Origin of the sequence: Enterobacter sp. N18-03635, from assembly GCF_004006055.1 — a bacterium.
Taxonomy (GTDB): Bacteria; Pseudomonadota; Gammaproteobacteria; order Enterobacterales; family Enterobacteriaceae; genus Enterobacter; species Enterobacter vonholyi.
Window position 1 is genome coordinate 3,202,651 of the sequence record NZ_CP034769.1, and the last position, 21,241, is coordinate 3,223,891.

Annotated in this window: 24 protein-coding genes; 6 read left to right on the forward strand and 18 right to left on the reverse strand. The window is 56.3% G+C overall.

What is annotated here, in order from left to right; all coding sequences use genetic code 11:
- Positions 1 to 28 precede the first annotated feature (28 nt).
- Positions 29 to 2,170 carry a phosphate acetyltransferase gene (pta, locus tag ELK40_RS15915; protein ID WP_045327913.1) on the forward strand — a complete coding sequence of 714 codons (2,142 nt, stop codon included), beginning with the start codon at positions 29 to 31 and terminating at the stop codon, positions 2,168 to 2,170.
- Between the two features lie 72 nt (positions 2,171 to 2,242).
- Here pta and ELK40_RS15920 read toward each other — a convergent pair whose 3' ends face one another.
- The 5 genes from ELK40_RS15920 to ELK40_RS15940 all read right to left on the reverse strand — a co-directional run bounded on the left by ELK40_RS15920 (position 2,243) and on the right by ELK40_RS15940 (position 6,225).
- The gene (locus tag ELK40_RS15920; RefSeq protein ID WP_127731790.1) at positions 2,243 to 3,196 is read right to left on the reverse strand and encodes a transketolase family protein; all 954 of its coding nucleotides are present in this window, start codon (positions 3,194 to 3,196) and stop codon (positions 2,243 to 2,245) included.
- Positions 3,189 to 4,019, reverse strand: coding sequence for a transketolase (locus tag ELK40_RS15925; protein WP_127731792.1), 831 nt, complete (start codon positions 4,017 to 4,019; stop codon positions 3,189 to 3,191). The genes ELK40_RS15920 and ELK40_RS15925 overlap by 8 nt, the downstream gene beginning before the upstream one ends.
- A complete protein-coding gene (locus ELK40_RS15930; RefSeq protein ID WP_115875900.1) occupies positions 4,016 to 5,407 on the reverse strand; it encodes a PTS ascorbate transporter subunit IIC in 1,392 nt (463 codons plus the stop codon). Before ELK40_RS15930 ends, ELK40_RS15925 begins: the two co-directional genes overlap by 4 nt.
- A 21-nt stretch (positions 5,408 to 5,428) precedes the next feature.
- Entirely contained in the window at positions 5,429 to 5,701 is a 273-nt protein-coding gene (locus tag ELK40_RS15935) for a PTS sugar transporter subunit IIB (protein WP_003861447.1), read from the reverse strand.
- A gap of 80 nt (positions 5,702 to 5,781) precedes the next feature.
- Positions 5,782 to 6,225 carry a PTS sugar transporter subunit IIA gene (locus tag ELK40_RS15940; RefSeq protein WP_115875901.1) on the reverse strand — a complete coding sequence of 148 codons (444 nt, stop codon included), beginning with the start codon at positions 6,223 to 6,225 and terminating at the stop codon, positions 5,782 to 5,784.
- 234 nt (positions 6,226 to 6,459) lie between these two features.
- Between ELK40_RS15940 and ELK40_RS15945 the strand changes: the two genes are divergently transcribed.
- Positions 6,460 to 7,479: a LacI family DNA-binding transcriptional regulator gene (locus tag ELK40_RS15945; protein ID WP_127731794.1), complete on the forward strand. Its 1,020-nt coding sequence runs from the start codon at positions 6,460 to 6,462 to the stop codon at positions 7,477 to 7,479.
- Positions 7,480 to 7,482: 3 nt separating this feature from the next.
- Here ELK40_RS15945 and yfcD read toward each other — a convergent pair whose 3' ends face one another.
- From yfcD to yfcF, 3 genes are read right to left on the reverse strand one after another with little or no spacing between them, the layout of a single operon-like run.
- A complete protein-coding gene (gene yfcD, locus ELK40_RS15950; protein ID WP_127731796.1) occupies positions 7,483 to 8,037 on the reverse strand; it encodes an NUDIX hydrolase YfcD in 555 nt (184 codons plus the stop codon).
- Between the two features lie 55 nt (positions 8,038 to 8,092).
- On the reverse strand, positions 8,093 to 8,644 hold the full coding sequence (gene yfcE / locus ELK40_RS15955) for a phosphodiesterase (RefSeq protein WP_127731798.1): 552 nt from the start codon (positions 8,642 to 8,644) through the stop codon (positions 8,093 to 8,095).
- A 55-nt stretch (positions 8,645 to 8,699) separates the two neighbouring features.
- Positions 8,700 to 9,344 carry a glutathione transferase gene (gene yfcF / locus ELK40_RS15960; protein WP_127731800.1) on the reverse strand — a complete coding sequence of 215 codons (645 nt, stop codon included), beginning with the start codon at positions 9,342 to 9,344 and terminating at the stop codon, positions 8,700 to 8,702.
- Positions 9,345 to 9,484: 140 nt separating this feature from the next.
- Between yfcF and yfcG the strand changes: the two genes are divergently transcribed.
- The 4 genes from yfcG (at position 9,485) to ELK40_RS15980 (ending at position 12,019) form a co-directional block, all read left to right on the forward strand.
- Complete coding sequence (gene yfcG, locus ELK40_RS15965) at positions 9,485 to 10,114, forward strand: GSH-dependent disulfide bond oxidoreductase (RefSeq protein ID WP_023312554.1); 630 nt, start codon at positions 9,485 to 9,487, stop codon at positions 10,112 to 10,114.
- Positions 10,115 to 10,189: 75 nt separating this feature from the next.
- The gene (gene folX, locus ELK40_RS15970; RefSeq protein ID WP_127731802.1) at positions 10,190 to 10,558 is read left to right on the forward strand and encodes a dihydroneopterin triphosphate 2'-epimerase; all 369 of its coding nucleotides are present in this window, start codon (positions 10,190 to 10,192) and stop codon (positions 10,556 to 10,558) included.
- A gap of 13 nt (positions 10,559 to 10,571) precedes the next feature.
- Complete coding sequence (locus ELK40_RS15975) at positions 10,572 to 11,465, forward strand: TIGR01777 family oxidoreductase (protein WP_127731804.1); 894 nt, start codon at positions 10,572 to 10,574, stop codon at positions 11,463 to 11,465.
- A gap of 44 nt (positions 11,466 to 11,509) precedes the next feature.
- A complete protein-coding gene (locus ELK40_RS15980; protein ID WP_127731806.1) occupies positions 11,510 to 12,019 on the forward strand; it encodes a GNAT family N-acetyltransferase in 510 nt (169 codons plus the stop codon).
- A 47-nt stretch (positions 12,020 to 12,066) separates the two neighbouring features.
- Here the strand turns inward: ELK40_RS15980 and hisP are convergent, their stop codons facing one another.
- The 10 genes from hisP to folC form a co-directional block, all read right to left on the reverse strand.
- Complete coding sequence (gene hisP, locus ELK40_RS15985) at positions 12,067 to 12,840, reverse strand: histidine ABC transporter ATP-binding protein HisP (RefSeq protein ID WP_014832781.1); 774 nt, start codon at positions 12,838 to 12,840, stop codon at positions 12,067 to 12,069.
- A gap of 8 nt (positions 12,841 to 12,848) precedes the next feature.
- Entirely contained in the window at positions 12,849 to 13,565 is a 717-nt protein-coding gene (locus ELK40_RS15990) for an ABC transporter permease (protein WP_008502590.1), read from the reverse strand.
- Positions 13,562 to 14,248, reverse strand: a complete 687-nt coding sequence (locus ELK40_RS15995) for a histidine ABC transporter permease HisQ (protein WP_014832782.1) — start codon at positions 14,246 to 14,248, stop codon at positions 13,562 to 13,564. The genes ELK40_RS15990 and ELK40_RS15995 overlap by 4 nt, the downstream gene beginning before the upstream one ends.
- An 88-nt stretch (positions 14,249 to 14,336) precedes the next feature.
- On the reverse strand, positions 14,337 to 15,119 hold the full coding sequence (hisJ, locus tag ELK40_RS16000; RefSeq protein WP_023336423.1) for a histidine ABC transporter substrate-binding protein HisJ: 783 nt from the start codon (positions 15,117 to 15,119) through the stop codon (positions 14,337 to 14,339).
- A gap of 226 nt (positions 15,120 to 15,345) precedes the next feature.
- Complete coding sequence (argT, locus tag ELK40_RS16005) at positions 15,346 to 16,128, reverse strand: lysine/arginine/ornithine ABC transporter substrate-binding protein ArgT (protein WP_023616063.1); 783 nt, start codon at positions 16,126 to 16,128, stop codon at positions 15,346 to 15,348.
- Positions 16,129 to 16,419: 291 nt separating this feature from the next.
- Positions 16,420 to 16,989: a UbiX family flavin prenyltransferase gene (locus tag ELK40_RS16010; protein WP_127731808.1), complete on the reverse strand. Its 570-nt coding sequence runs from the start codon at positions 16,987 to 16,989 to the stop codon at positions 16,420 to 16,422.
- Between the two features lie 89 nt (positions 16,990 to 17,078).
- Positions 17,079 to 18,596, reverse strand: a complete 1,518-nt coding sequence (gene purF / locus ELK40_RS16015) for an amidophosphoribosyltransferase (RefSeq protein WP_021241570.1) — start codon at positions 18,594 to 18,596, stop codon at positions 17,079 to 17,081.
- Between the two features lie 33 nt (positions 18,597 to 18,629).
- Complete coding sequence (cvpA, locus tag ELK40_RS16020) at positions 18,630 to 19,118, reverse strand: colicin V production protein (protein WP_000262116.1); 489 nt, start codon at positions 19,116 to 19,118, stop codon at positions 18,630 to 18,632.
- A 165-nt stretch (positions 19,119 to 19,283) separates the two neighbouring features.
- Positions 19,284 to 19,982 (reverse strand): cell division protein DedD, encoded by a 699-nt coding sequence (gene dedD, locus ELK40_RS16025; RefSeq protein ID WP_127731810.1) that lies wholly within the window; start codon positions 19,980 to 19,982, stop codon positions 19,284 to 19,286.
- Positions 19,972 to 21,240, reverse strand: a complete 1,269-nt coding sequence (gene folC / locus ELK40_RS16030; RefSeq protein WP_111965257.1) for a bifunctional tetrahydrofolate synthase/dihydrofolate synthase — start codon at positions 21,238 to 21,240, stop codon at positions 19,972 to 19,974. The genes dedD and folC overlap by 11 nt, the downstream gene beginning before the upstream one ends.
- Position 21,241: the final 1 nt, after the last annotated feature.

Below are 21,241 nucleotides of genomic sequence, written 5' to 3' on the forward strand. Positions count from 1 at the left end.
TCGAGGCGGTAACGAAAGAGGATAAACCGTGTCCCGTACTATTATGCTGATCCCTACCGGAACCAGCGTCGGCCTGACCAGCGTCAGCCTTGGCGTTATCCGTGCTATGGAACGCAAAGGCGTTCGTCTGAGCGTCTTTAAGCCAATCGCCCAGCCACGTGCCGGTGGCGATGCGCCAGACCAGACCACCACCATCGTGCGCAAAAACTCCAATCTGCCAGCGGCCGAACCGCTGAAGATGAGCCACGTTGAATCTCTCCTCTCCAGCAACCAGAAAGATGTGCTGATGGAAGAGATCATCGCCAACTACCATGCTAACGCGCAAGACGCGGAAGTGGTGCTGGTAGAAGGTCTGGTTCCAACCCGCAAACATCAGTTTGCTCAGTCTCTGAACTTTGAAATTGCGAAAACCCTGAACGCAGAGATCGTTTTCGTGATGTCTCAGGGCACCGACACCCCAGAGCAGCTGAACGAGCGTATCGAGCTGACGCGCAGCAGCTTCGGCGGCGCGAAAAACACCAACATCACCGGCGTGATCGTCAACAAGCTGAACGCGCCAGTGGATGAGCAGGGCCGTACTCGCCCTGACCTGTCCGAGATCTTCGACGACTCTTCCAAAGCGAAAGTCATCAAAGTTGACCCGGCTAAGCTGCAGGAATCCAGCCCGCTTCCAGTTCTGGGCGCGGTGCCATGGAGCTTCGATCTGATTGCCACCCGTGCAATCGACATGGCGCGTCACCTGAACGCCACCATCGTTAACGAAGGCGACATCAACACCCGCCGCGTGAAGTCCGTGACCTTCTGTGCGCGTAGCATTCCGCACATGCTGGAACACTTCCGCGCAGGTTCCCTGCTGGTGACCTCCGCAGACCGTCCAGACGTGCTGGTTGCAGCCTGCCTGGCCGCGATGAACGGTGTGGAAATCGGTGCGATCCTGCTGACCGGTGCCTACGAGATGGACCCACGCGTCAGCAAGCTGTGCGAACGCGCGTTCGCCACCGGCCTGCCGGTCTTCATGGTGAATACCAACACCTGGCAGACCTCCCTGAGCCTGCAGAGCTTCAACCTGGAAGTGCCGGTTGATGACCACGAGCGTATCGAGAAAGTTCAGGAATACGTTGCGGGCTACATCAACGCAGACTGGATCGAATCCCTGACTGCGACCTCCGAGCGCAGCCGTCGTCTGTCTCCTCCAGCATTCCGTTACCAGCTGACCGAGCTGGCGCGCAAAGCGGGCAAACGCGTTGTTCTGCCAGAAGGCGATGAACCACGTACCGTTAAAGCAGCGGCTATCTGTGCAGAGCGCGGCATCGCGACCTGTGTGCTGCTGGGTAACCCGGATGAGATCAACCGCGTAGCGGCATCTCAGGGCGTTGAGCTGGGCGCTGGCATCGAAATCGTTGACCCAGAAGTGGTTCGCGAAAGCTACGTTGCCCGTCTGGTTGAGCTGCGTAAGAGCAAGGGCATGACCGAAGCCGTTGCGCGCGAGCAGCTGGAAGACAACGTAGTGCTGGGCACGCTGATGCTGGAGCAGGACGAAGTTGACGGTCTGGTTTCCGGTGCGGTTCACACCACGGCGAACACCATCCGTCCACCGCTGCAGCTGATCAAAACCGCGCCAGGCAGCTCTCTGGTTTCTTCCGTGTTCTTCATGCTGCTGCCTGAACAGGTTTACGTTTACGGCGACTGCGCGATCAACCCGGATCCAACTGCAGAACAGCTGGCCGAGATCGCTATCCAGTCCGCAGACTCCGCGACCGCTTTCGGTATCGAGCCGCGCGTGGCTATGCTCTCCTACTCCACCGGCACCTCAGGTGCAGGTAGCGATGTAGAGAAAGTGCGTGAAGCGACCCGTATTGCGCAGGAAAAACGTCCTGATCTGATGATCGACGGCCCGCTGCAGTACGACGCCGCGGTTATGGCTGACGTTGCAAAATCTAAAGCGCCGAACTCGCCGGTTGCAGGCCGCGCTACCGTGTTCATCTTCCCGGATCTGAACACCGGTAACACCACTTACAAAGCGGTACAGCGTTCTGCCGACCTGATCTCCATCGGGCCAATGCTGCAGGGCATGCGTAAACCTGTGAACGACCTGTCTCGTGGCGCACTGGTAGACGATATCGTTTACACCATCGCGCTGACGGCGATCCAGTCTTCGCAGCAGCAGTAATGTTAAAAAGCCCGGTGGCGCTAGCGCTTACCGGGCAAGAAAGGCGACCACTTAACCGGTCGCCTTTTTTATTTACAGCAGCTCGCGCGCCGCCGATACAATGTCATGTGCCGTCAGGCCATACTCTTTCTGCAGAAAATCCTGCGTCCCCACCTGGCCGTAACGCTCCTTAACGCCCACCCGCCGCATCGGCACCGGGCAGGTTTCCACCAGCACTTCCGCCACCGCCGACCCGAGGCCGTTGTGAATGCTGTGGTTTTCACAGGTGACGATGCGCCCGGTCTTCTCGGCGTAGTTTTTCACCAGCATCCGGTCGATAGGCTTCAGGGTAAACATGTCGATGACCGCCGCGCTGACGCCCTCCTGCTCAAGCTGGCGCGCAGCTTCCAGCGCTTCCGACACCATGATGCCGTTGGCAATCAGGGTAATATCGGTTCCTTCGCGCAGCACGTTGCCTTTGCCGATTGTGAAGGTTGAGCCAGGCGCATACACGCTCGGAGCCTGCTTACGGATGGTCCGTACCCAGTAGAAGCCGTCGAGATCGATAAGCTGGCGCAGCACGTCCTCGAACATCACCGCGTCGGTCACCTCCAGCACCACCGAGTGCGCCAGACCGCGCACGATGCCCATATCCTCAAACGACATATGCGTTCCGCCGTTGTGGCAGGCCGTCACGCCCGCGTCTGAAGCAATCACCTTCACGTTGTTGCGCTGATAGTCCAGGGACATAAACAGCTGGTCAAAACAGCGGCGGCTGGCAAAGGCGGTGAAGGTGTGAACGAAAGGCTTGCGTCCGGTAAGCGACAGCCCCGCCGCCGTGCCGATGACGTTGGCCTCCATAATGCCGCAGTTAATCACGTGCTGCGGATAATCTCGCGCTACGCCGTCCATCGCCATCGAGCTCATCAGGTCTGCTTCGAGCGCAATGATGTCACTTCCGGACTCAATCTGTTTTGCCACGAAGCCAGCGTAGACCTTACGCATCTCAACGGCGTCTTTCTGTCCTGCCGGTGCAACCTTAATCATGTGAAGCCTCCAGTTGGCGAATCGTCTCGTTGAGGGCCGCTTTGCTCTCCGCGGTCAATCGCAGGTGGTGCGAGTTGCTGAGCTGCTCCAGATACGGCACCCCCTGGCCTTTGATGCTGTCGAGGATGACGACTAACGGACGCGCATCGGCTGCCCGGATCCGCGACGTCACTGCCAGCAGACCCGGAATGTCGTCCCCCTTCACCGTCGCCACGTCAAAGCCAAAGGCGCGGAATTTCCCCTCCAGGTCGAACGCGCTGATGATCTCGTCCAGCTCGCCGTCGAGCTGCTGTTTGTTCCAGTCGACAAATACCGTCAGGTTGTTCAGGCGATGGTGAGCAATAAACTGGAATGCTTCCCAGCACTGCCCCTCGTTCAGCTCGCCGTCGCCGACGATGCAGAAGACCCGATTCGGTCGCCCGGCCAGCCTGTGCGACAGCGCCATACCGCCGGCGATGGAAATCCCCTGTCCCAGCGAACCGGTGGTAGCATCTACGCCGCGCGTTTTCAGGCGGTCCGGATGGCTCGGCAGGCGCGTGCCGTTCTGGTTTAGCGTGCTTAGCTCTTCCACCGGGAAGTAGCCCTTGATTGCCAGCGTGCTGTAGAGCGCCGGGCCCGCATGGCCTTTCGACAGGACAAAATAGTCTCGCTCCGGCCAGTCCGGATCCGCCGGGTCGATTTTCATCACCGCGCCGTAGAGTACGGCCAGCGTTTCAACCACCGACATGCTGCCGCCGTAGTGGCCAAAGCCCAGCTGCGTCAGCGACTTCAGCGTCTCAAGGCGGATCTGACGCGCGAGTTCGGTTATCTCATTCTCATTCATGATTTGGCTCCGGTGTTTTCCTGCGCGTTACCGCCTGCAGGTTTGTTTTTCGCGAAGATGTTGTACGCCACCAGCAGCGCAAACAGCGCCACGACCAGCCCGGTGATGGCCAGCGGCGACAGGAAGCGCGCCAGGTTGCCGAGCACAATCCCGACCGCGCCGAAGTCGGCGTCCGAGAAGGTGGTGTTGGCAAAACCAATGGCGCCCAGTACCGGCAGCAACAGGACCGGCAGGAAGGTAATCAGCAGGCCGTTGGCAAACGCACCGATCATCGCCCCGCGACGTCCACCAGTGGCGTTACCGAACACGCCCGCCGTTGCGCCGGTGAAGAAGTGCGGCACGACGCCCGGGAGGATCAGCACCCAGCTAAACTGACCGCAGATGAACAACCCCACAATCCCGCCGAGGAAGCTGAACAGGAAGCCAATCAGCACCGCGTTTGGCGCATAGGGGTACACCACCGGGCAGTCCAGCGCAGGACGCGCGTTCGGCACCAGTTTCTCCGAGAAGCCGGTAAAGGCCGGGACGATTTCTGCCAGAATCAGGCGTACGCCCTGCAGGATGATGAACACGCCCGCCGCAAAGGTGATCGCCATGATGATGGCATAGACGAGGTAGTTCTGGCCGGCGCTGAAGGTAGCCTCGACGTACTCGCGCCCGGCGCTCACCGCCATGATCAGGTAGATAATCATCATGGTCAGGGAAATGGAGATCGAGCTGTCGCGCAGGAAGCTCAGATTCTTCGGCAGGTTCATCTCTTCGGTTGAGCGGGAGCCTTTGCCGACCTTGCTGCCAATCCAGCCCGACAGCACGTAGCCCAGCGTGCCAAAGTGGCCGAAGGCAATCTCATCGTTGCCGGTAATGCGCTTCATGTAGCGCTGCGCAATCGCCGGGAAGAAAGCCATGATCAGGCCGAGGATCAGCGAGCCGGTAAAGACCAGACCCACGCCCTCAAAGCCTGCTACCGTCAGGATCACGCCAATCATGCACGCCATGTAAAACGTGTGGTGCCCGGTCAGGAAGATGTACTTCAGGCGAGTAAAGCGCGCGACGATAATATTCGCCACCATGCCGAAGGCCATAATCAGCGCGGTCGCTGCACCGTATTTTTCCAACGCAATGGACACAATGGCTTCATTGTTTGGAATAATGCCCTGAATCGTAAAGGCGTGTTCGAACATACCGCCTAACGGATTTAATGACCCGACCAGCACCGTGGCGCCGCCGCCCAGCACAATAAAGCCCAGAATAGTTTTAATGGTTCCTTTCACCACGTCCGAAAACGCTTTTTTCTGCGCAACCAGACCAATAAGCGCAATTAAACCGACCAGCACCGAAGGGACTTTTAAAATATCAACAACGAAATTCAGCGTTTCAAGGATAAACATATCCACCTCGCCTTATCAGGGTTATTGTCTTTCGAACCAGGCGCGCAGCTGCGCTTCAAGTTCATTGATGTCGATGATGTTGTTGATCACCACCAGCTGGCTTTCCGGCACGCTGGCGCTGGCCGCAATGTCTTTTGCCATCACGAACAGATCGGCCGCGCCCGGCGTGGCCGAGGAGAGATCGGAATGTTCAACCTCAGCCTCAATCTCCAGCTTTTTGAGCACCTTTTTTATATTCATTTCGACCATAAAACTGCTGCCCAGGCCAGAACCGCAAATAGCCATGATTTTCATTGTTGTCCCCTTATTTTGAGTAGAGTACGCCCCATCACGCTGACGCGTAATGTTGTGAAAAACCGGATTAAAGAATTAAATCAGAAGCGGTTAATAATTGTTTTAATTTCCTCCCGCGTATTCGCCTGATGCAGTTTCTCCATATCCTCGTCGCTGGAAAATAACTCTGCCAGCGACGAGATCATCTCGATATGGCTATTTTTGTCGGGTGCCGCGAGCATAATAATGACGTCGACAGGGTCAAACTCACCGGCACCAAACGAGACGCCCTGTTTTAGTTTTAATAACGACAACCCCAGTCCTTTGGCGCCTTCCTCCGGCCGCGCATGCGGCATCGCCAGCCCTGGTGCCAGCACATAATAAGGTCCTAACGTGTGGTGCTGCTGAATGATGGCCGTGACGTATTCAGGCTCAATCACCTGCAAATCCAGCAGCGGCTTCGCGCACAGCTCCAGCGCCTGCGGCCAGTTTTCCACGCTATCCTGCAGCGTGATGGTTGTATCATATATCCATTTTTTGAGCACTTTTTACTCCCGCTACACGCTAAAGATGAGCAAACTTTATTCAACACATCGCTGGATGACTGCGATCGGGATCACAAAGATAGCGCTACCAATCGTTAACATGCAGAAATGTGATAGCGCTATCAAATTACATTCACGGCGCTAAATCACAGCAAAAAAAGGGATTTAAGGCGTATACTGCCTGTCACGTGAAGCGAAGGAAATGAAGAACGCGTCTTGTCAGCAGGAAGGTGTATGTCTCTAACCCGAAAACGGCGCAGTACTGGTAAAGTGACACTCGCCGATGTCGCACAGCTTGCCGGTGTGGGCACGATGACCGTGTCCCGTGCACTCCGCACGCCCGAACAGGTTTCCGATAAACTACGAGAAAAAATTGAAGCTGCCGTGCAGGAGCTGGGTTATATGCCTAATCTTGCCGCCAGCGCGCTTGCCTCGGCGTCGTCGTGGACAATAGCCATGGTGGTGCCCAACCTCTCCGAAGCCGGCTGCTCGGAGATGTTCGCCGGGCTACAGCAGGTGCTGCAGCCTGCCGGGTATCAGATCATGCTGGCAGAATCCCAGCATCGCCTGGAGCAGGAGGAGAAACTGCTGGAGACGCTGCTGGCGTCGAACATTGCCGCCGCTATCCTGCTCAGCGTTGAACATACCGATACCGTTCGCCACTGGCTGAAAAACGCCTCCATTCCGGTGATGGAGATGGGTGCCATGCGCGCCGACCCGATTGATATGAATATCGGGATTGATAACGTAGCGGCCATGTATGAGCTCACGGAAATGGTGATTAAGCGCGGCTACCAAAATATTGGCCTCCTGTGCGCCAACCAGGAGCAGTGGATTTTCCAGCAGCATCTGCAGGGCTGGTACAAGGCCATGCTTCGCCACCATATGTCGCCGAACCGGGTCATTAACGCGGCGATGCCGCCGAGCTTCTCGACCGGCGCGGCGCAGCTGCCTGAATTCCTGCTGGCGTGGCCGGAGCTGGATGCGTTGGTGTGCGTCTCTGACGAGCTGGCCTGCGGCGCGCTATACGAGTGCCAGCGCAGGCGAATCAAAGTGCCGGACGATCTGGCAGTGGTAGGGTTTGGCGATAGCGACGTGAGCCGCGTCTGTCAGCCGCCGCTGACGACGATGGCGGTGCCGCATCGTAAGATTGGAGTTGAAGCCGGGAAAGCACTACTGGAGCGACTGAATGGCGGCGACTGGCGCGATCAAAAGCCCATCGCGTCCAGTCTGTGTCTGAGAGAGAGTTGCTGAAGCTTACTCAGCCTCTTCCTCTTTCTCTGATTTGGTCGATTCGTTTTTGGCGTTGCGGGTCATCCACAGCGCCAGCGCTTTTAATGAATCCGGCGTAAACTCGTCGCAACGCGCGGTAATTTCTTCCGGCGTCATCCAGCAGACTTCACTCACCTCTTCTTCCTGCAGGGCAAACGGGCCGTGAGAAACGCAGCTAAACAGCCCGCCCCAGACGCGACAGTTTTCGTCTTCGAAATAGAACTGACCGTGCTCGGCAAACGGCACACCGGCGATACCTAGCTCTTCTTCTGCTTCTCGACGCGCGGAATCCAGCAGCACTTCATCTGCCTGGACAACACCGCCTGCGGTGGCATCCAGCATACCCGGGAGAAAATCTTTGGTGTTCGTGCGGCGCTGGACCAGAATTTTGCCCATACCGTCATGCACAACGATGTACGTTGCGCGGTGACGCAGACGCTCCGCACGCATTTGTTCGCGGCTGGCCTGCGCGATCACTTCATTCTCTTCGCTGACAATGTCAACCCACTCTGTACTTGCCAAATGACTCTGCTCCACCATCGGGAAACCTTCTCTTCTAAGCGCTCTTTCGGCGCGTTTGCAGTTGAGGTGTAACTTACGGATTAATCGCTACCTGCGCAATAACTTGCTGATCATTAAGTGCGATAACGCTCAGGGTATTTCCTTCCAGCATGCCGTAGCTCGCAGGATATCCGCCTTTTGGGATGCTGACCGAGCCCGGATTAAAGTGATAAATCTCACCGCGTTTTTCCGCAACCGGAATATGAGTATGACCGTAAACCAGGACATCGCCAGCCGCGAGCGCCGGGAGATTATCTGGGCTAAAAAGATGCCCGTGCGTCAGGAACAGGCGGCTTTGTTCCAGCAGCACCTGCTGCCACGGCGCGGTAAGGGGAAAATGCAGCAGCATCTGGTCCACTTCGCTGTCGCAGTTGCCGCGAACGGCGATGATGCGCGAGGCGTACGGGTTGAGCTTTTCCGCGACCTGCGCAGGATCATAGCCTTCCGGCAGCGCGTTGCGCGGGCCGTGATTCAGCACGTCGCCCAAAATAATCAGCCACTGCGCACCGCTTTGTGCAAACAGGGAAAGGACACGCTCGGTTGCGGGCAACGATCCATGGATATCCGACGCAAACATCAGTTTCATCAGTCACTCCTCGGTAAAACAGACTGCCCCATCATACCTTAAGCGTCTGGGCTTATCAGCCCGCGCGCTTAGCCGAGAGTGCCACATAGCGCTGCACGGAGGCACGCTGCCACTGAAACGCAGCATAATCCACCAGCAGCTGCGGCACCTCATCACCGTTGAGGATCAGGCGGTTTAGCATCAACGCCAGATCGGCGTCGGCAATGCACCACTCGCCAAAAAGATTCGGGTTGCCATGGGCAAGCAGCGAGGTGGCGGTTTCAATCAGTTTCTTCGCGCTTTCTACACCTTCTGCGCTCAGCGCCGGCTTTTTCACCCCGGCAAACACAACGTCCGTCGAGCGTTCGACGCGAATCGGCACCAGATCGCTACGCAGCCACGCCTGGATCTGCCGCGCCCGCGCGCGCTTTTGCAGATCGTGAGGATAGATACGTTCCCACTCCGGGGGGGCGAACCGATCTTCCAGATACTCATCGATCGCCGACGATTCGCTCAGGGCAAAACCGTCAATCTCCAGCACCGGCACGCGTCGGGTCAGGTCGTAACCCTGCCACTGTGGCTTGAGATGTTCACCGCCGTCGAGATCAACGGTCTTCAGCGTAAAGGTGAGTCCTTTTTCGGCCAGCGCAACGTATACGCTCATAACATAGGGAGAAAAGAAATTCGCATCGGACCACAACGTGATTACGGGCTGGTTCATAACATCCTCATAGGCTGATCGGTTTTTACTCAACATATAATCTCTTTGCGTCGCTGTCACTTGATGAAAACTCACGATTTACAACAAACACCTATACTCATTTGTCATGGCACCACTATTCGCATGGACAGGAGTTGAGAATGATCGACCTTTATTACGCCCCTACCCCAAACGGCCATAAGATCACCCTCTTTCTTGAAGAAGCCGAGCTGGATTACAGGATCATTCGCGTGGATATCAGCAAAGGCGAACAGTTCAGCCCTCTCTTTCTGGCTATTTCGCCGAATAATAAAATCCCAGCCATTATTGATAACCAGCCGGCGGACGGGGGCAGACCATTGAGCCTGTTTGAATCCGGTGAAATTTTGCTCTATCTGGCGGAGAAAACCGGCAAGCTGCTGAGCGGCGAACTGCGCGAGCGTCACCATACCCTGCAATGGCTTTTCTGGCAGGCAAGCGGGCTGGGCCCCATGCTGGGACAAAATCATCATTTTACCGCTTACGCCCCGCAGCCTATTCCTTACGCGATAGAACGCTATCAGGTTGAGACTCAACGGCTCTATGACGTTCTGAACCGTCGGCTGAAGAAAACGCCGTGGCTCGGGGGCGATCATTACAGTATTGCCGATATCGCCTGCTGGCCGTGGGTGAATACGCATGAAAAACATCGCATTGACCTGGCCGCTTACCCGGCGGTGAACAACTGGTTTGAGCGCATCCGGACCCGCCCGGCGACCGAGCGGGCGATGCAAAAAATCCAGCAAATTTAACCCGGTATGAGGCTGGGTGCCTGTGAAGCTCTCATGTATTATGGGCAGGAAATACTGACACGGAGAAGACCTGCAATGTCACAGCCAGACGCTATTATTCGCATAAAAAATTTACGCCTGCGTACCTTCATCGGCATCAAAGAGGAAGAGATCGCCAACCGTCAGGATATTGTCATTAACGTGGTAATTCACTACCCCGCAGACAAAGCGCGGGCCAGCGAAGACATCAACGACGCGCTGAACTACCGCACAATCACCAAGAACATCATTCAGTACGTTGAGAATAACCGCTTCTCTCTGCTGGAAAAATTAACTCAGGATGTGCTCGATATCGCACGCGAACATCACTGGGTCACTTATGCTGAAGTTGAGATCGATAAACTTCACGCCCTGCGCTATGCCGACTCCGTCTCCATGACGTTAACCTGGCGGCGCCAGGCGTAAACCTGGAGGTTGTATGAAGATTTTGCTGACCGGCGGTACAGGCCTGATTGGTCGTCACCTCATTGCGCGTCTGCAGGCCTTGCATCACGACATTACCGTGGTCACGCGCAGCCCGGAGAAAGCGCGCCAGGTGCTGGGGGCAGGCGTTGATATCTGGAAAAATCTGGCCGAGCAGCAAAATCTGGACGGCTTCGACGCCGTCATTAACCTCGCGGGTGAACCCATCGCCGATAAGCGCTGGACGGAAGAGCAAAAACAGCTGTTGTGCAGCAGCCGGTGGAACATCACCGAAAAGCTGGTCGAGCTGATCCGCAATAGCCACACGCCGCCTTCGGTGCTGATTTCGGGTTCCGCAGTGGGCTACTACGGCGATCTTGGCGAGGTGGTTGTAACCGAGGAAGAGCCGCCCCATAACGAGTTTACCCATAAGCTCTGCGCCCAGTGGGAGCGTATCGCCTGCGCGGCGCAGAGCGAGCGGACCCGCGTCTGCCTGCTGCGGACCGGTGTCGTTCTCGCGCCGAAAGGCGGCATTCTGGCTAAGATGCTTCCCCCTTTCCGGCTCGGACTCGGTGGCCCCATCGGTAATGGTCGTCAGTACCTGGCCTGGATCCATATCGACGATATGGTCAACGGGATTCTCTGGCTGCTGGATAACGATCTGCGCGGGCCGTTCAATATGGTTGCGCCGTATCCGGTGCGTAATGAACAGTTTGCCCACGCGCTGGGGCATGCCCTGCACCGTCCGGCAATTTTGCGCGTGCCTGCGACGGTTATTCGCCTGATGATGGGTGAAGCGTCTGTTCTGGTATTAGGCGGGCAGCGGGCACTGCCCAAACGGCTGGAAGCGGCCGGCTTTGCGTTCCGCTGGTATGAATTAGAAGAGGCGCTGGGGGATGTGGTGCGGTGAATATGGTACAGTGACAGGCCGTGTTCCGAAGATATGGCGTAACAATGGCAACCATCACCACACCCCGGCTTTACCTCACCCCTTTCGAACCCACTGACTGGGCCTTCTTCCGCTCGCTACGAGAAGATCGCAGTATCATGCGCTACATGGCCGCCATCGCGCCGGAAAAAGAGACCCGACGCGTGTTTGCCGCGCGACTCGCTGCTGCTCATGTGTTTGTCATTCGCTCCCGGAATGATGATACGCCGCTGGGCGATATCGGCCTGCAAATCAGCGCAGAGAATCGTGATGAGGCGGATATCGGCTATACGGTTGTGCCTGCCGCGCAGGGCAAAGGTATCGCCAGCGAAGCGCTGCGCGCGGTGTGTGATTATGCGTTCAACCAGACCGGCGTGAAAGCGATTAACGCGTATGTCCTGGCGGACAACGGCGGGTCGGTGCGGGTGCTGGAGAAAGCCGGGTTTGTGCGTATGCAGGTGCTGGAAAAGGCGTATGAGATTGACGGCGTGCACTATGACGACTGGGTGTACAGGTTGGAGTGCGGTGCGGCCTGATGCCCTCAACTCGCCCCTCTCCCATAGGGAGAGGGGAAAGACAAAATCTACTTCAACGACCCCTTCAGGAACTGTTGCAAACGCGGGCTTTGCGGGTTCGCCAGCACTTCGTCCGGGTGCCCCTGCTCTTCAATTTTCCCCTGATGCAGGAAGATAACGTGGTTCGAGACGTTACGGGCGAAGCCCATCTCGTGCGTCACCACCACCATCGTTTTGCCCTCTTCGGCCAGCTTCTGCATGATGCGCAGCACTTCGCCAACGAGTTCAGGGTCCAGCGCGGAAGTCGGTTCGTCGAACAGCAGCACCTCGGGCTCCATAGCCAGCGCGCGGGCGATAGAGACACGCTGCTGCTGACCACCGGAGAGATGCACCGGGTATTTCATCTGCTGGCGCTCGTCGATACCCACTTTCGCCAGGTATTTCACCGCGCGCTCGCGAGCTTCATGCTTGCTCAGGCCCAGCACCTGAACCGGCGCTTCCATCACGTTCTCCAGCACCGTCATGTGGCTCCAGAGGTTGAAGTGCTGGAACACCATCGTCAGGCGGGTACGCAGCAGGCGCAGCTGATTTTTATCCGCAACCTTCAGCTGGCCGTCTTTATCACGGACCAGGTTAATATTCTGCCCGCTCACCACAATCGAGCCTTCGCTCGGTTTTTCGAGGAAGTTAATGCAGCGCAGGAAGGTACTTTTCCCCGAGCCGGATGAGCCGATGATACTGATTACGTCGCCAGCATTTGCCTGCAGCGACACCCCTTTCAGCACTTCATGTTCGCCGTAGCGTTTGTGCAAATCAATAACGTTTAATTTGTTCTCAGCCATCATCTTTCTCAGTGCGTCGAAGAAGGTTTTATATGCTGCAACCAGCGTTTTTCAGCCTTACGGAACAGGCTAATCAGAACATAAGAGATAATTAAATAGAGCACCGCCGCAATGCCAAACGCGGTAAACGGCTGATAGGTCGCGGAGTTAATATCGCGCGCGATTTTGAGCAGATCCGGCACCGTCGCGGTAAAAGCGAGCGCGGTGGAGTGCAGCATCAAAATCACTTCATTACTGTACGCCGGTAACGCAATACGCAGGGCCGACGGCAGAATGATGCAGCGGTAGAGTTTCACCGACGAGAAGCCGTAGGCCCGCGCAGCTTCTATCTCACCGTATGGAACCGAACGAATCGCCCCCGCGAAAATCTCGGTGGTGTAGGCGCAGGTGTTGAGCGTCAACGCCAGCACCGTACAGTTCAGACCGCTGCGGAAGAACGCATTCAGCATCTCAGTGCCTTTTACGATCTCAAGCGTATACATCCCCGAATAGAACACCAGCAGCTGCACGTACAGCGGCGTACCGCGAAATACGTAGGTGAACAGCCAGATCGGGAACTGGATGAATTTATTGTTCGACACGCGGCCAATGGCGAGAAACACCGCCAGAATACCGCCCATCACCACGGAGGAGATCAGCAGCCAGAGGGTAATCGCCACGCCGGTAAAGCGGTAGCCATCTGTCCACAGCAGCGATTTCCAGTATTCCTGAATAATCTCAATCACAGGTCAGCCCTCTTCACACCCACGGAGTAGCGACGCTCGAGAAGAAGCAGCACACCATTGGAGACGGTCGTAAAGACCAGATAGATCACGCCGCAGACCACCGCAAAGTAGAACGGCTCCCAGGTGCTCTTGCCCGCCAGCTGAGTCGCTTTCACGACGTCTTCCAGACCGAGCAGCGAGACCAGCGCCGTGGCTTTAAGGATAACCTGCCAGTTGTTGCCGATGCCCGGAAGCGCATAGCGCATCATGGCCGGGAACATAATCCGACGAAACGTTTGTGAAGAGGTAAAACCAAATGCGGTTGCCGCCTCAATGTGGCCTTTCGGCACGGCCATGTAGGCGCCGCGGAAGGTTTCGGTGAAGTAGGCGCCGTAGATAAAACCGAGGGTAATAATACCGGCCACCATCGGGTCGATATCAATTTGTCCCATGCCCATCGCGTCCGTTACGCTGTTCAGCGCAATCTGCAGACCGTAAAAGATAAGCAGCATCAGCACCAGATCGGGAACGCCGCGAATAAGCGTGGTGTAGCCTTCAAAGATCAGCGCCAGCGGTTTATTAGCCGAAAGCTTCGCCCCTGCGCCTGCCAGACCTATCAGCACCGCCAGCACCACGGAGCTGATAGCCAGCTCAAGGGTGACAAGCGCGCCCTGTAAAATAACGCCAGAAAATCCGTACAGCATACCGCGAGCCCTGTCGTATCGTGAGTGGTGGAACCGTGTCTTTTCCCCTCCCGCAGCGGGAGGGGCCGCACGTTATTTGACGGGGCGATTAGCCGCCGTAAACATTAAAATCAAAGTACTTTTTCGCCAGCTTGTCGTAGGTACCGTCAGCACGCATTTCAGCGAACGCTTTGTTCAGCGCCTCACGCAGCTCGTTGTCTTCTTTGCGCAGGCCCATACCGGTGCCCACACCAAACAACTTCACGTCCTTAATGGACGGGCCGCCAAACTTGTAATCTTTACCCACCGGCGTTTTCAGGAAGCCTTCGCTTGCCGCGACTTCATCCTGGAATGCCGCATCAATTCGGCCTGCCGTCAGGTCAGCGTAGATATTTTCCTGGCCCTGATAGGAGACGATTTCAATCCCCTTCGGCGCCCAGTGTTCGTTGCCGTAGGTTTCCTGCGTGGTGCCCTGCAGCACGCCGACGCGTTTGCCTTTTAGCGACTCCAGCGTTGGCTGAATGTCAGAAGCTTTAGCTACTACCAGACGTGAATCGGCCGCATAGAGTTTGTCGGTGAAGGCAATCTCCTGCTGGCGTTTTTCGGTGATGGAGAGCGAGGACATGATTACGTCGATTTTTTTCGCTTTCAGGGACGGGATCAGCGCATCCAGCGGGTTCTCAACGTAGGTACACTGTGCTTTGATGCGTTTGCACAGCTCGTTGGCCAGATCGATGTCAAAACCGACCAGTTCACCCTTTGAATTCTTCGATTCGAACGGCGCATAGGTTGGATCGGTACCAATTCGGATTTTCTGCGGAATGGCTGCGAATGCCGCGGTGGCGCTGGAAAAGGCCAGTACCAGAGATAGTGACAACACGAGTTTTTTCATATTTATCCTCAACAAACTGTCTTCATACGGGATTTTTACGACGACGGGGTGGTGCTAATGTGCCATTAATCCCCTCTGCCAGGCAAAGACTAATGCCCTTCAGGCGGGAATTTTTGCATTATAAATGCGTAAGTATGCACAAAGCGATCCAATACAGTGCATTTAATGCACTGTATTGGGTCAACCGCTCCCGCAACGCACCTCTCCGGTGCGTTACCGTCAGGTGTTATTCACCGTATACGTTGAAGTCGAAGTATTTCTTCGCCAGTTTGTCGTAAGTACCGTCTTTACGCAGCTCTGCAAAGGCTTTGTCGAAGGCGGCTTTCAGCTCGGTATCATCCTTACGCAGGCCAATACCGGTGCCGTCACCAAAGTACTTTTTGTCTTTTACAGACGGGCCAGCAAACGCGAATTCTTTGCCCGCAGGCTGCTTCAGGAAGCCTTCGCTCGCGGCGACTTCATCCTGGAATGCAGCATCCAGACGGCCTGCCGCCAGGTCAGAGTAAATCAGATCCTGGTTCTGGTAAGCCACCACGTCTACGCCCTTCTCACGCCAGTTAGCATTGGCATAGCCTTCCTGCGTCGAGCCCTGAAGCACGCCGACGTGTTTGCCCTTCAGAGAGTCGATGGTGGGCTTAATCGGGGAGCCTTTCGGCGCAATCAGGCGAGAATCCGCGGCGTAGAGCTTGTCAGAGAAGGCAATCTCCTGCTGACGTTTTTCGGTGATGGAGAGAGAAGAGATAATGGCGTCAATTTTCTTGGCTTTCAGCGACGGGATTAACGCGTCAAAGTCGCTGCCCACCCATGTGCATTTCACCGCAATGCGCTTGCACATTTCATTACCCAGATCGATATCAAACCCTACGAAATCACCTTTCGCATCCTTGGAAGAGAATGGCGCGTAGGTTGCGTCTGTACCGATACGAACCGTCTGTGGAAGCGCTGCGTAGCTACCTGCTGCCGCACTTAACCCCACGAGCAAAGACAGAGCCAGAACCGTCTTCTTCATACATTTACCCTCAAGTACCGTGATTTTATTATGTATTGTGTTGTGTGTTGTGTTGCAGGCTTCATCTTGCAGGTCTTATGCCACATTGCCGTCTGGTCAAAACTTCGACGTTAAATATGTTAATAAAACGTTGCGATATTGCCTTAATGGTGAAAGATAGCAGGTCTGCCGAACGAACCGGAAAGAGAAAAAGGGAAAAAACGAATTAAATGTCGAGGATATGATCGCCGTTGCATAATTGCCCTGAAACAGGGCAACTTGTCTTTTCATGCACCTGTTTTGTGCACAGATTCAGGCTCCCTGCCAGCGGCTGAAGAGATCGTCGGGCAGGTCGATGTCAAACTGATCCAGCACGCGGTTAACGGTCTGATTAATCACGTCATTCAGCGAGGTCGGGCGATGATAGAACGCGGGTACCGGCGGCATGATGACAGCCCCCAGCTCCGCAGCCTGCGTCATTAAGCGCAGATGGCCCAGGTGCAGCGGCGTTTCCCGCACGCACAGCACCAGGGGACGCCGCTCCTTCAGCACCACATCCGCCGCGCGCGTCACCAGGGTGTCCGTATAGCTGTTCACAATGCCGGAGAGCGTTTTAATTGAACAGGGCAGGATAACCATGCCGGCCGTTTTAAACGAGCCTGAGGAGATGCTGGCAGCGATATCACGGGCATCGTGAACGACATCCGCCAGCGCCTGAACATCGCGCAGGGAGAGATCGGTTTCCAGAGAGAGGGTCTGCCGCGCCGCCTGGCTCATCACCAGATGGGTTTCGACGTCCGCCACGCTACGCAGAACCTGTAACAAACGTACGCCGTAAATCGCGCCGCTGGCGCCGCTGAGCCCAACAATGAGTCGTTTCATGATTTTTGCCCTTACTGATTTCAGGGCAGACTGTGCAGGATTTTGCGGGGAGTTGCAAGTGAGGGCATTCGCCCTCACCTGCCGGAGCATCAACCTTCGTTGTGCATCTCTAAGCTTTCGAGATCGTTCTGCAGCTGGACGGCTTTGGCGTCGTCGTTGCGCAGTGAATCAAGATAGTCGAGGTACTGCTGGTCAACGTCTTTGGTCACGTAAATACCGTTAAACACGGAGCATTCAAACTGCTGAATTTCCGGATTCTCGGCACGCACCGCGTCGATAAGATCGTTCAGATCCTGGAAAATCAGGCCGTCGGCACCGATGATCTGACGAATTTCATCCACTTCACGACCGTGAGCGATCAGCTCGTTGGCGGTTGGCATATCAATACCGTACACGTTCGGGAAGCGAATCTCCGGCGCAGCAGAGGCCAGGTAGACTTTCTTCGCACCCGCTTCGCGCGCCATCTCGATAATCTGCTCAGAGGTGGTGCCGCGAACGATGGAGTCATCCACCAGCAGAACGTTCTTGTCGCGGAACTCCGCGCGGTTGGCGTTCAGCTTGCGGCGCACGGACTTACGGCGCAGATGCTGCCCCGGCATGATAAACGTCCGGCCAACGTAGCGGTTCTTCACGAAGCCCTGACGGTATGGCTTATCCAGAATGCGGGCGATCTCCAGCGCGATATCGCAGGAGGTTTCCGGGATAGGAATAACCACGTCGATGTCGAGATCGTCCCACTCGCGGGCAATCTTCTCGCCCAGCTTCGTGCCCATGTTGACGCGCGCGCTATAGACGGAAATCTTGTCGATGAAGGAATCCGGGCGGGCGAAGTAAACGTATTCAAACAGGCACGGGTTGCTGACCGGGTTGTCGGCACACTGGCGGGTAAACAGCTGGCCCTTCTCGGTGATGTAGACCGCTTCGCCCGGCGCAACGTCGCGCAGGAATTCGAAGCCCAGGGTATCCAGCGCCACGCTTTCAGAGGCAACCATATATTCAGTACGGCCATCGCCAAGGTCGCGCTTGCCGAGCACCAGCGGACGAATGCCGTTAGGATCGCGGAAGGCGACCATACCGTGACCGATGATCATCGCCACGCAGGCGTACGCGCCGCGGATCTGGCGGTTTGTCGCGGCAATGGCAGCAAAGATGTTGTCTGCTTCCAGCGGATAGTGACGGAAGTTATCCAGCTCGCTGGCGAACACGTTGAGCAGGATTTCAGAATCAGAGGTGGTGTTAATGTGGCGACGTTTCTCTTCGAACAGCTTTTTACGCAGCTCATGTGCGTTCGTCAGGTTGCCGTTATGGGCAAGGGTGATGCCATACGGTGAGTTGACGTAGAAAGGCTGTGCCTCGGAGGCGCTGGAACTGCCAGCAGTAGGATAACGAACGTGACCGATCCCCATATTACCTTGCAGACGCTGCATATGGCGGGCTTCAAACACATCGTTTACCAGGCCATTCGCCTTGCGTAAACGGAAGCAGTTGTTTGCATCAATGGTGATGATACCCGCAGCATCCTGCCCACGGTGCTGAAGCACCGTTAACGCGTCATAAATCGACTGGTTTACCGGCATGAAACCGGCGATACCGACAATACCGCACATTCGTCTTTTCCTCGTTAAGCCACATCTCAGGGTTTATGCCCTGGGCAAAAAACTCGACGAGCTTTGCAGATAGTCAAAGAACCATCTGATGATGAAGCTGAACTCTGGAATGAGCTGCGATTTCTGCCAGTCTTCGCTTTTGGAGAACCCGGTGAAGGTATCCAGGAAGAACAGGATCGCGGCCACAATCAGCACGCCTCGCAACGCTCCGAAACAGATCCCGAGCACCCTGTCCGTTCCTGACAGACCGGTTTTCTCGACCAGCTGACCTATCACGTAATTCACGATAGCGCCGACAATCAGCGTTGCGATAAACAGCACCGCGATGGCAATTCCGTTTCGGACCAGTTCATCTTCAAAGCCCGTGAACCAGACAGACAGGTAAGTGTAGTAATGACTGGCGACAAAGAAAGCACAACCCCAAGTCACCAGCGATAACGCTTCACGAACAAAGCCACGGATCAGGCTAACCAGACAGGAAAAACCAATCACCGCAATGATGGCGTAATCAATCCAGACCATATGTGTCCCACGATTAAACGCCCTGTCATCCAGTTCGGGGCGAATTCTAACAGAAAAAGAAAACGTTTGCGTAGGGATTTCCTTCCCGCGCGTAAATAAAAAAGGCGCTGAAAAAATGTTCAACGCCGTGGCTTATCGCCTCTCTCTTAAAGGAGCAGGTCGTACTTAGTTTGCGCTGTAACCCATCACCACACCGCTCAGGCCGGAGATCTGCTTCAGCTCACCCAGCGACCCTTTCAGTTTGTCTTTAGACGCTTCTGGCCCCACGAGGATACGGGTAATTTTACCCTGCACCGGCGTGGAAGGTGAAGTGTAAACACGGTATCCCGCACTTCTCAGTTTGCTCACGACCTCGTTGACTTTGTCGGCGTTTTTCAGCGCACCGAGCTGCACCACGTAGGCTTTACCCGTTGGGGCAGCAGCGTCCTGCTGCGCTGGTTTTGCTGGCGGTGAGGTTTCTGACGCCGCGGCGAGCTGTTCTGCCGTTTTATCCCGCTGCGGTTTCGGCTGCGGCTTCTCAACCGGCTTCGGTTTTTCAACCGGTTTAGGCTGCTCTACCGGCACCGGATCGATATCGCTGCTGCTCGCTGCCGCCAGGCGAGACGGATCGAGCGACGGTGCTGCGGCATCGCCCGCGCGCACCTCTTCCGCCGCCCCTTCCGGTGGCTGAGCAGGGAGCGCCTGCGTCGCCGCGGGCAGCATATCCGGCTCATCGCGGTCACCCGGTTTAGGCACCAGCGGAATAGCGGCAAACTCATCCTGATAATGCTTTTTCTGCCCGTCGAGCAGCCCGGGAAGAATAATCACCCCGAGCGCGACCAGCACAATGGTTCCTGTTAAACGGTTCTGAAACTTACTCGCCACCGGTTCTCCCCGCGTCCATCACTTCCATGACATGTGCCACCGTGTGGAATGAACCACACACCAGCACGGTATCTTCTGGTTTAGCATCCGCCATCGCGGCATGCCAGGCCTGAGCCACGCTACTGTAGATTGCGCCTTTGCCGAGATGTTCCATCAGCTGCTCGGCCGTCGCGCCGCGCGGCCCCTCCAGAGGAGCACAATACCAGCTATCGACCACACTCTCCATGCAGGCCAGCGTCCCGCCGATATCTTTATCATGAAGCATACCGATAACCGCCAGCACGCGCCCGGTTTTTGGTAACGATTTGAGACGTCCCGCGAGATACGCCGCCGCATGCGGGTTATGCGCCACGTCCAGAATCAGGCGCGGTGACTCGCTGACAATCTGGAAACGCCCGGGCAAAATTGCGCTCTGAATGCCGTCGCGAATTGCCTGCTCGCTCACCACCAATCCGCTGGCGCGCAGTGCCGCCAACGCGGTGGCCGCGTTTGGCTGCGGGACCTGCGGCAGCGGCAAGTTATCCAGTGCCCCCTGAGCGTCGCTAAAGCGCCAGCCGTTGTCCTGAACCTCATACTGCCAGTCAACGCCGCGGCGCAGCAGCTGCGCGCCCTTCTCGTTTGCCACGTCAGCAATGGTGTGCGGCATATCCGGTTCGCCGACCACGGCGGGTTTATTTGCGCGGAAAATACCGGCCTTCTCGCGGCCAATGCTTTCACGATCCGGACCCAGCCAGTCGATATGATCCAGCGCGATGCTGGTAACCACCGCCACATCTGCATTCACGATATTGGTTGCATCAAGACGTCCGCCGAGGCCAACCTCAAGGATCACCACATCCAGCTGCGCCTGTTTAAACAGCCACAGGGCCGACAGGGTGCCGTATTCAAAATAGGTTAATGAGATCTCACCGCGCGCGGCTTCAATTTCTGCGAACGACGCCGTATGCGCGGATTCCGGCAGTTCGCGATTTTGCACGCGAACCCGCTCGGTGTAGCGGACCAGGTGTGGAGAGCTGTAAACGCCTACCCTGTAACCGGCCGCCATCAGGACGGACTCCAGCGTGCGGCAGGTCGTGCCTTTACCGTTGGTCCCTGCGACGGTGAACACGAAAGGTGCCGGTTTGAGCACATCAAGACGCGCGGCAACCTGGCTCACCCGTTCAAGCCCCATATCGATGGTTTTACTGTGCAGGTTTTCCAGATAAGAAAGCCACGCGGCCAGGGGCGACGTGGCTTGGGGAATGCTTTTATTTTCCATA

Coding starts and splice junctions, on each gene's coding strand:
- ELK40_RS15920 (WP_127731790.1), bottom strand. CDS start 3,196: ATGATTAAGGTTGCACCGGCAGGACAGAAAGACGCCGTTGAGATGCGT.
- ELK40_RS15925 (WP_127731792.1), bottom strand. CDS start 4,019: ATGAATGAGAATGAGATAACCGAACTCGCGCGTCAGATCCGCCTTGAG.
- ELK40_RS15930 (WP_115875900.1), bottom strand. CDS start 5,407: ATGTTTATCCTTGAAACGCTGAATTTCGTTGTTGATATTTTAAAAGTC.
- ELK40_RS15935 (WP_003861447.1), bottom strand. CDS start 5,701: ATGAAAATCATGGCTATTTGCGGTTCTGGCCTGGGCAGCAGTTTTATG.
- ELK40_RS15945 (WP_127731794.1), top strand. CDS start 6,460: ATGTCTCTAACCCGAAAACGGCGCAGTACTGGTAAAGTGACACTCGCC.
- yfcD (WP_127731796.1), bottom strand. CDS start 8,037: ATGGTGGAGCAGAGTCATTTGGCAAGTACAGAGTGGGTTGACATTGTC.
- yfcE (WP_127731798.1), bottom strand. CDS start 8,644: ATGAAACTGATGTTTGCGTCGGATATCCATGGATCGTTGCCCGCAACC.
- yfcF (WP_127731800.1), bottom strand. CDS start 9,344: ATGAACCAGCCCGTAATCACGTTGTGGTCCGATGCGAATTTCTTTTCT.
- yfcG (WP_023312554.1), top strand. CDS start 9,485: ATGATCGACCTTTATTACGCCCCTACCCCAAACGGCCATAAGATCACC.
- folX (WP_127731802.1), top strand. CDS start 10,190: ATGTCACAGCCAGACGCTATTATTCGCATAAAAAATTTACGCCTGCGT.
- ELK40_RS15975 (WP_127731804.1), top strand. CDS start 10,572: ATGAAGATTTTGCTGACCGGCGGTACAGGCCTGATTGGTCGTCACCTC.
- ELK40_RS15980 (WP_127731806.1), top strand. CDS start 11,510: ATGGCAACCATCACCACACCCCGGCTTTACCTCACCCCTTTCGAACCC.
- hisP (WP_014832781.1), bottom strand. CDS start 12,840: ATGGCTGAGAACAAATTAAACGTTATTGATTTGCACAAACGCTACGGC.
- ELK40_RS15995 (WP_014832782.1), bottom strand. CDS start 14,248: ATGCTGTACGGATTTTCTGGCGTTATTTTACAGGGCGCGCTTGTCACC.
- hisJ (WP_023336423.1), bottom strand. CDS start 15,119: ATGAAAAAACTCGTGTTGTCACTATCTCTGGTACTGGCCTTTTCCAGC.
- argT (WP_023616063.1), bottom strand. CDS start 16,128: ATGAAGAAGACGGTTCTGGCTCTGTCTTTGCTCGTGGGGTTAAGTGCG.
- ELK40_RS16010 (WP_127731808.1), bottom strand. CDS start 16,989: ATGAAACGACTCATTGTTGGGCTCAGCGGCGCCAGCGGCGCGATTTAC.
- purF (WP_021241570.1), bottom strand. CDS start 18,596: ATGTGCGGTATTGTCGGTATCGCCGGTTTCATGCCGGTAAACCAGTCG.
- cvpA (WP_000262116.1), bottom strand. CDS start 19,118: ATGGTCTGGATTGATTACGCCATCATTGCGGTGATTGGTTTTTCCTGT.
- folC (WP_111965257.1), bottom strand. CDS start 21,240: ATGGAAAATAAAAGCATTCCCCAAGCCACGTCGCCCCTGGCCGCGTGG.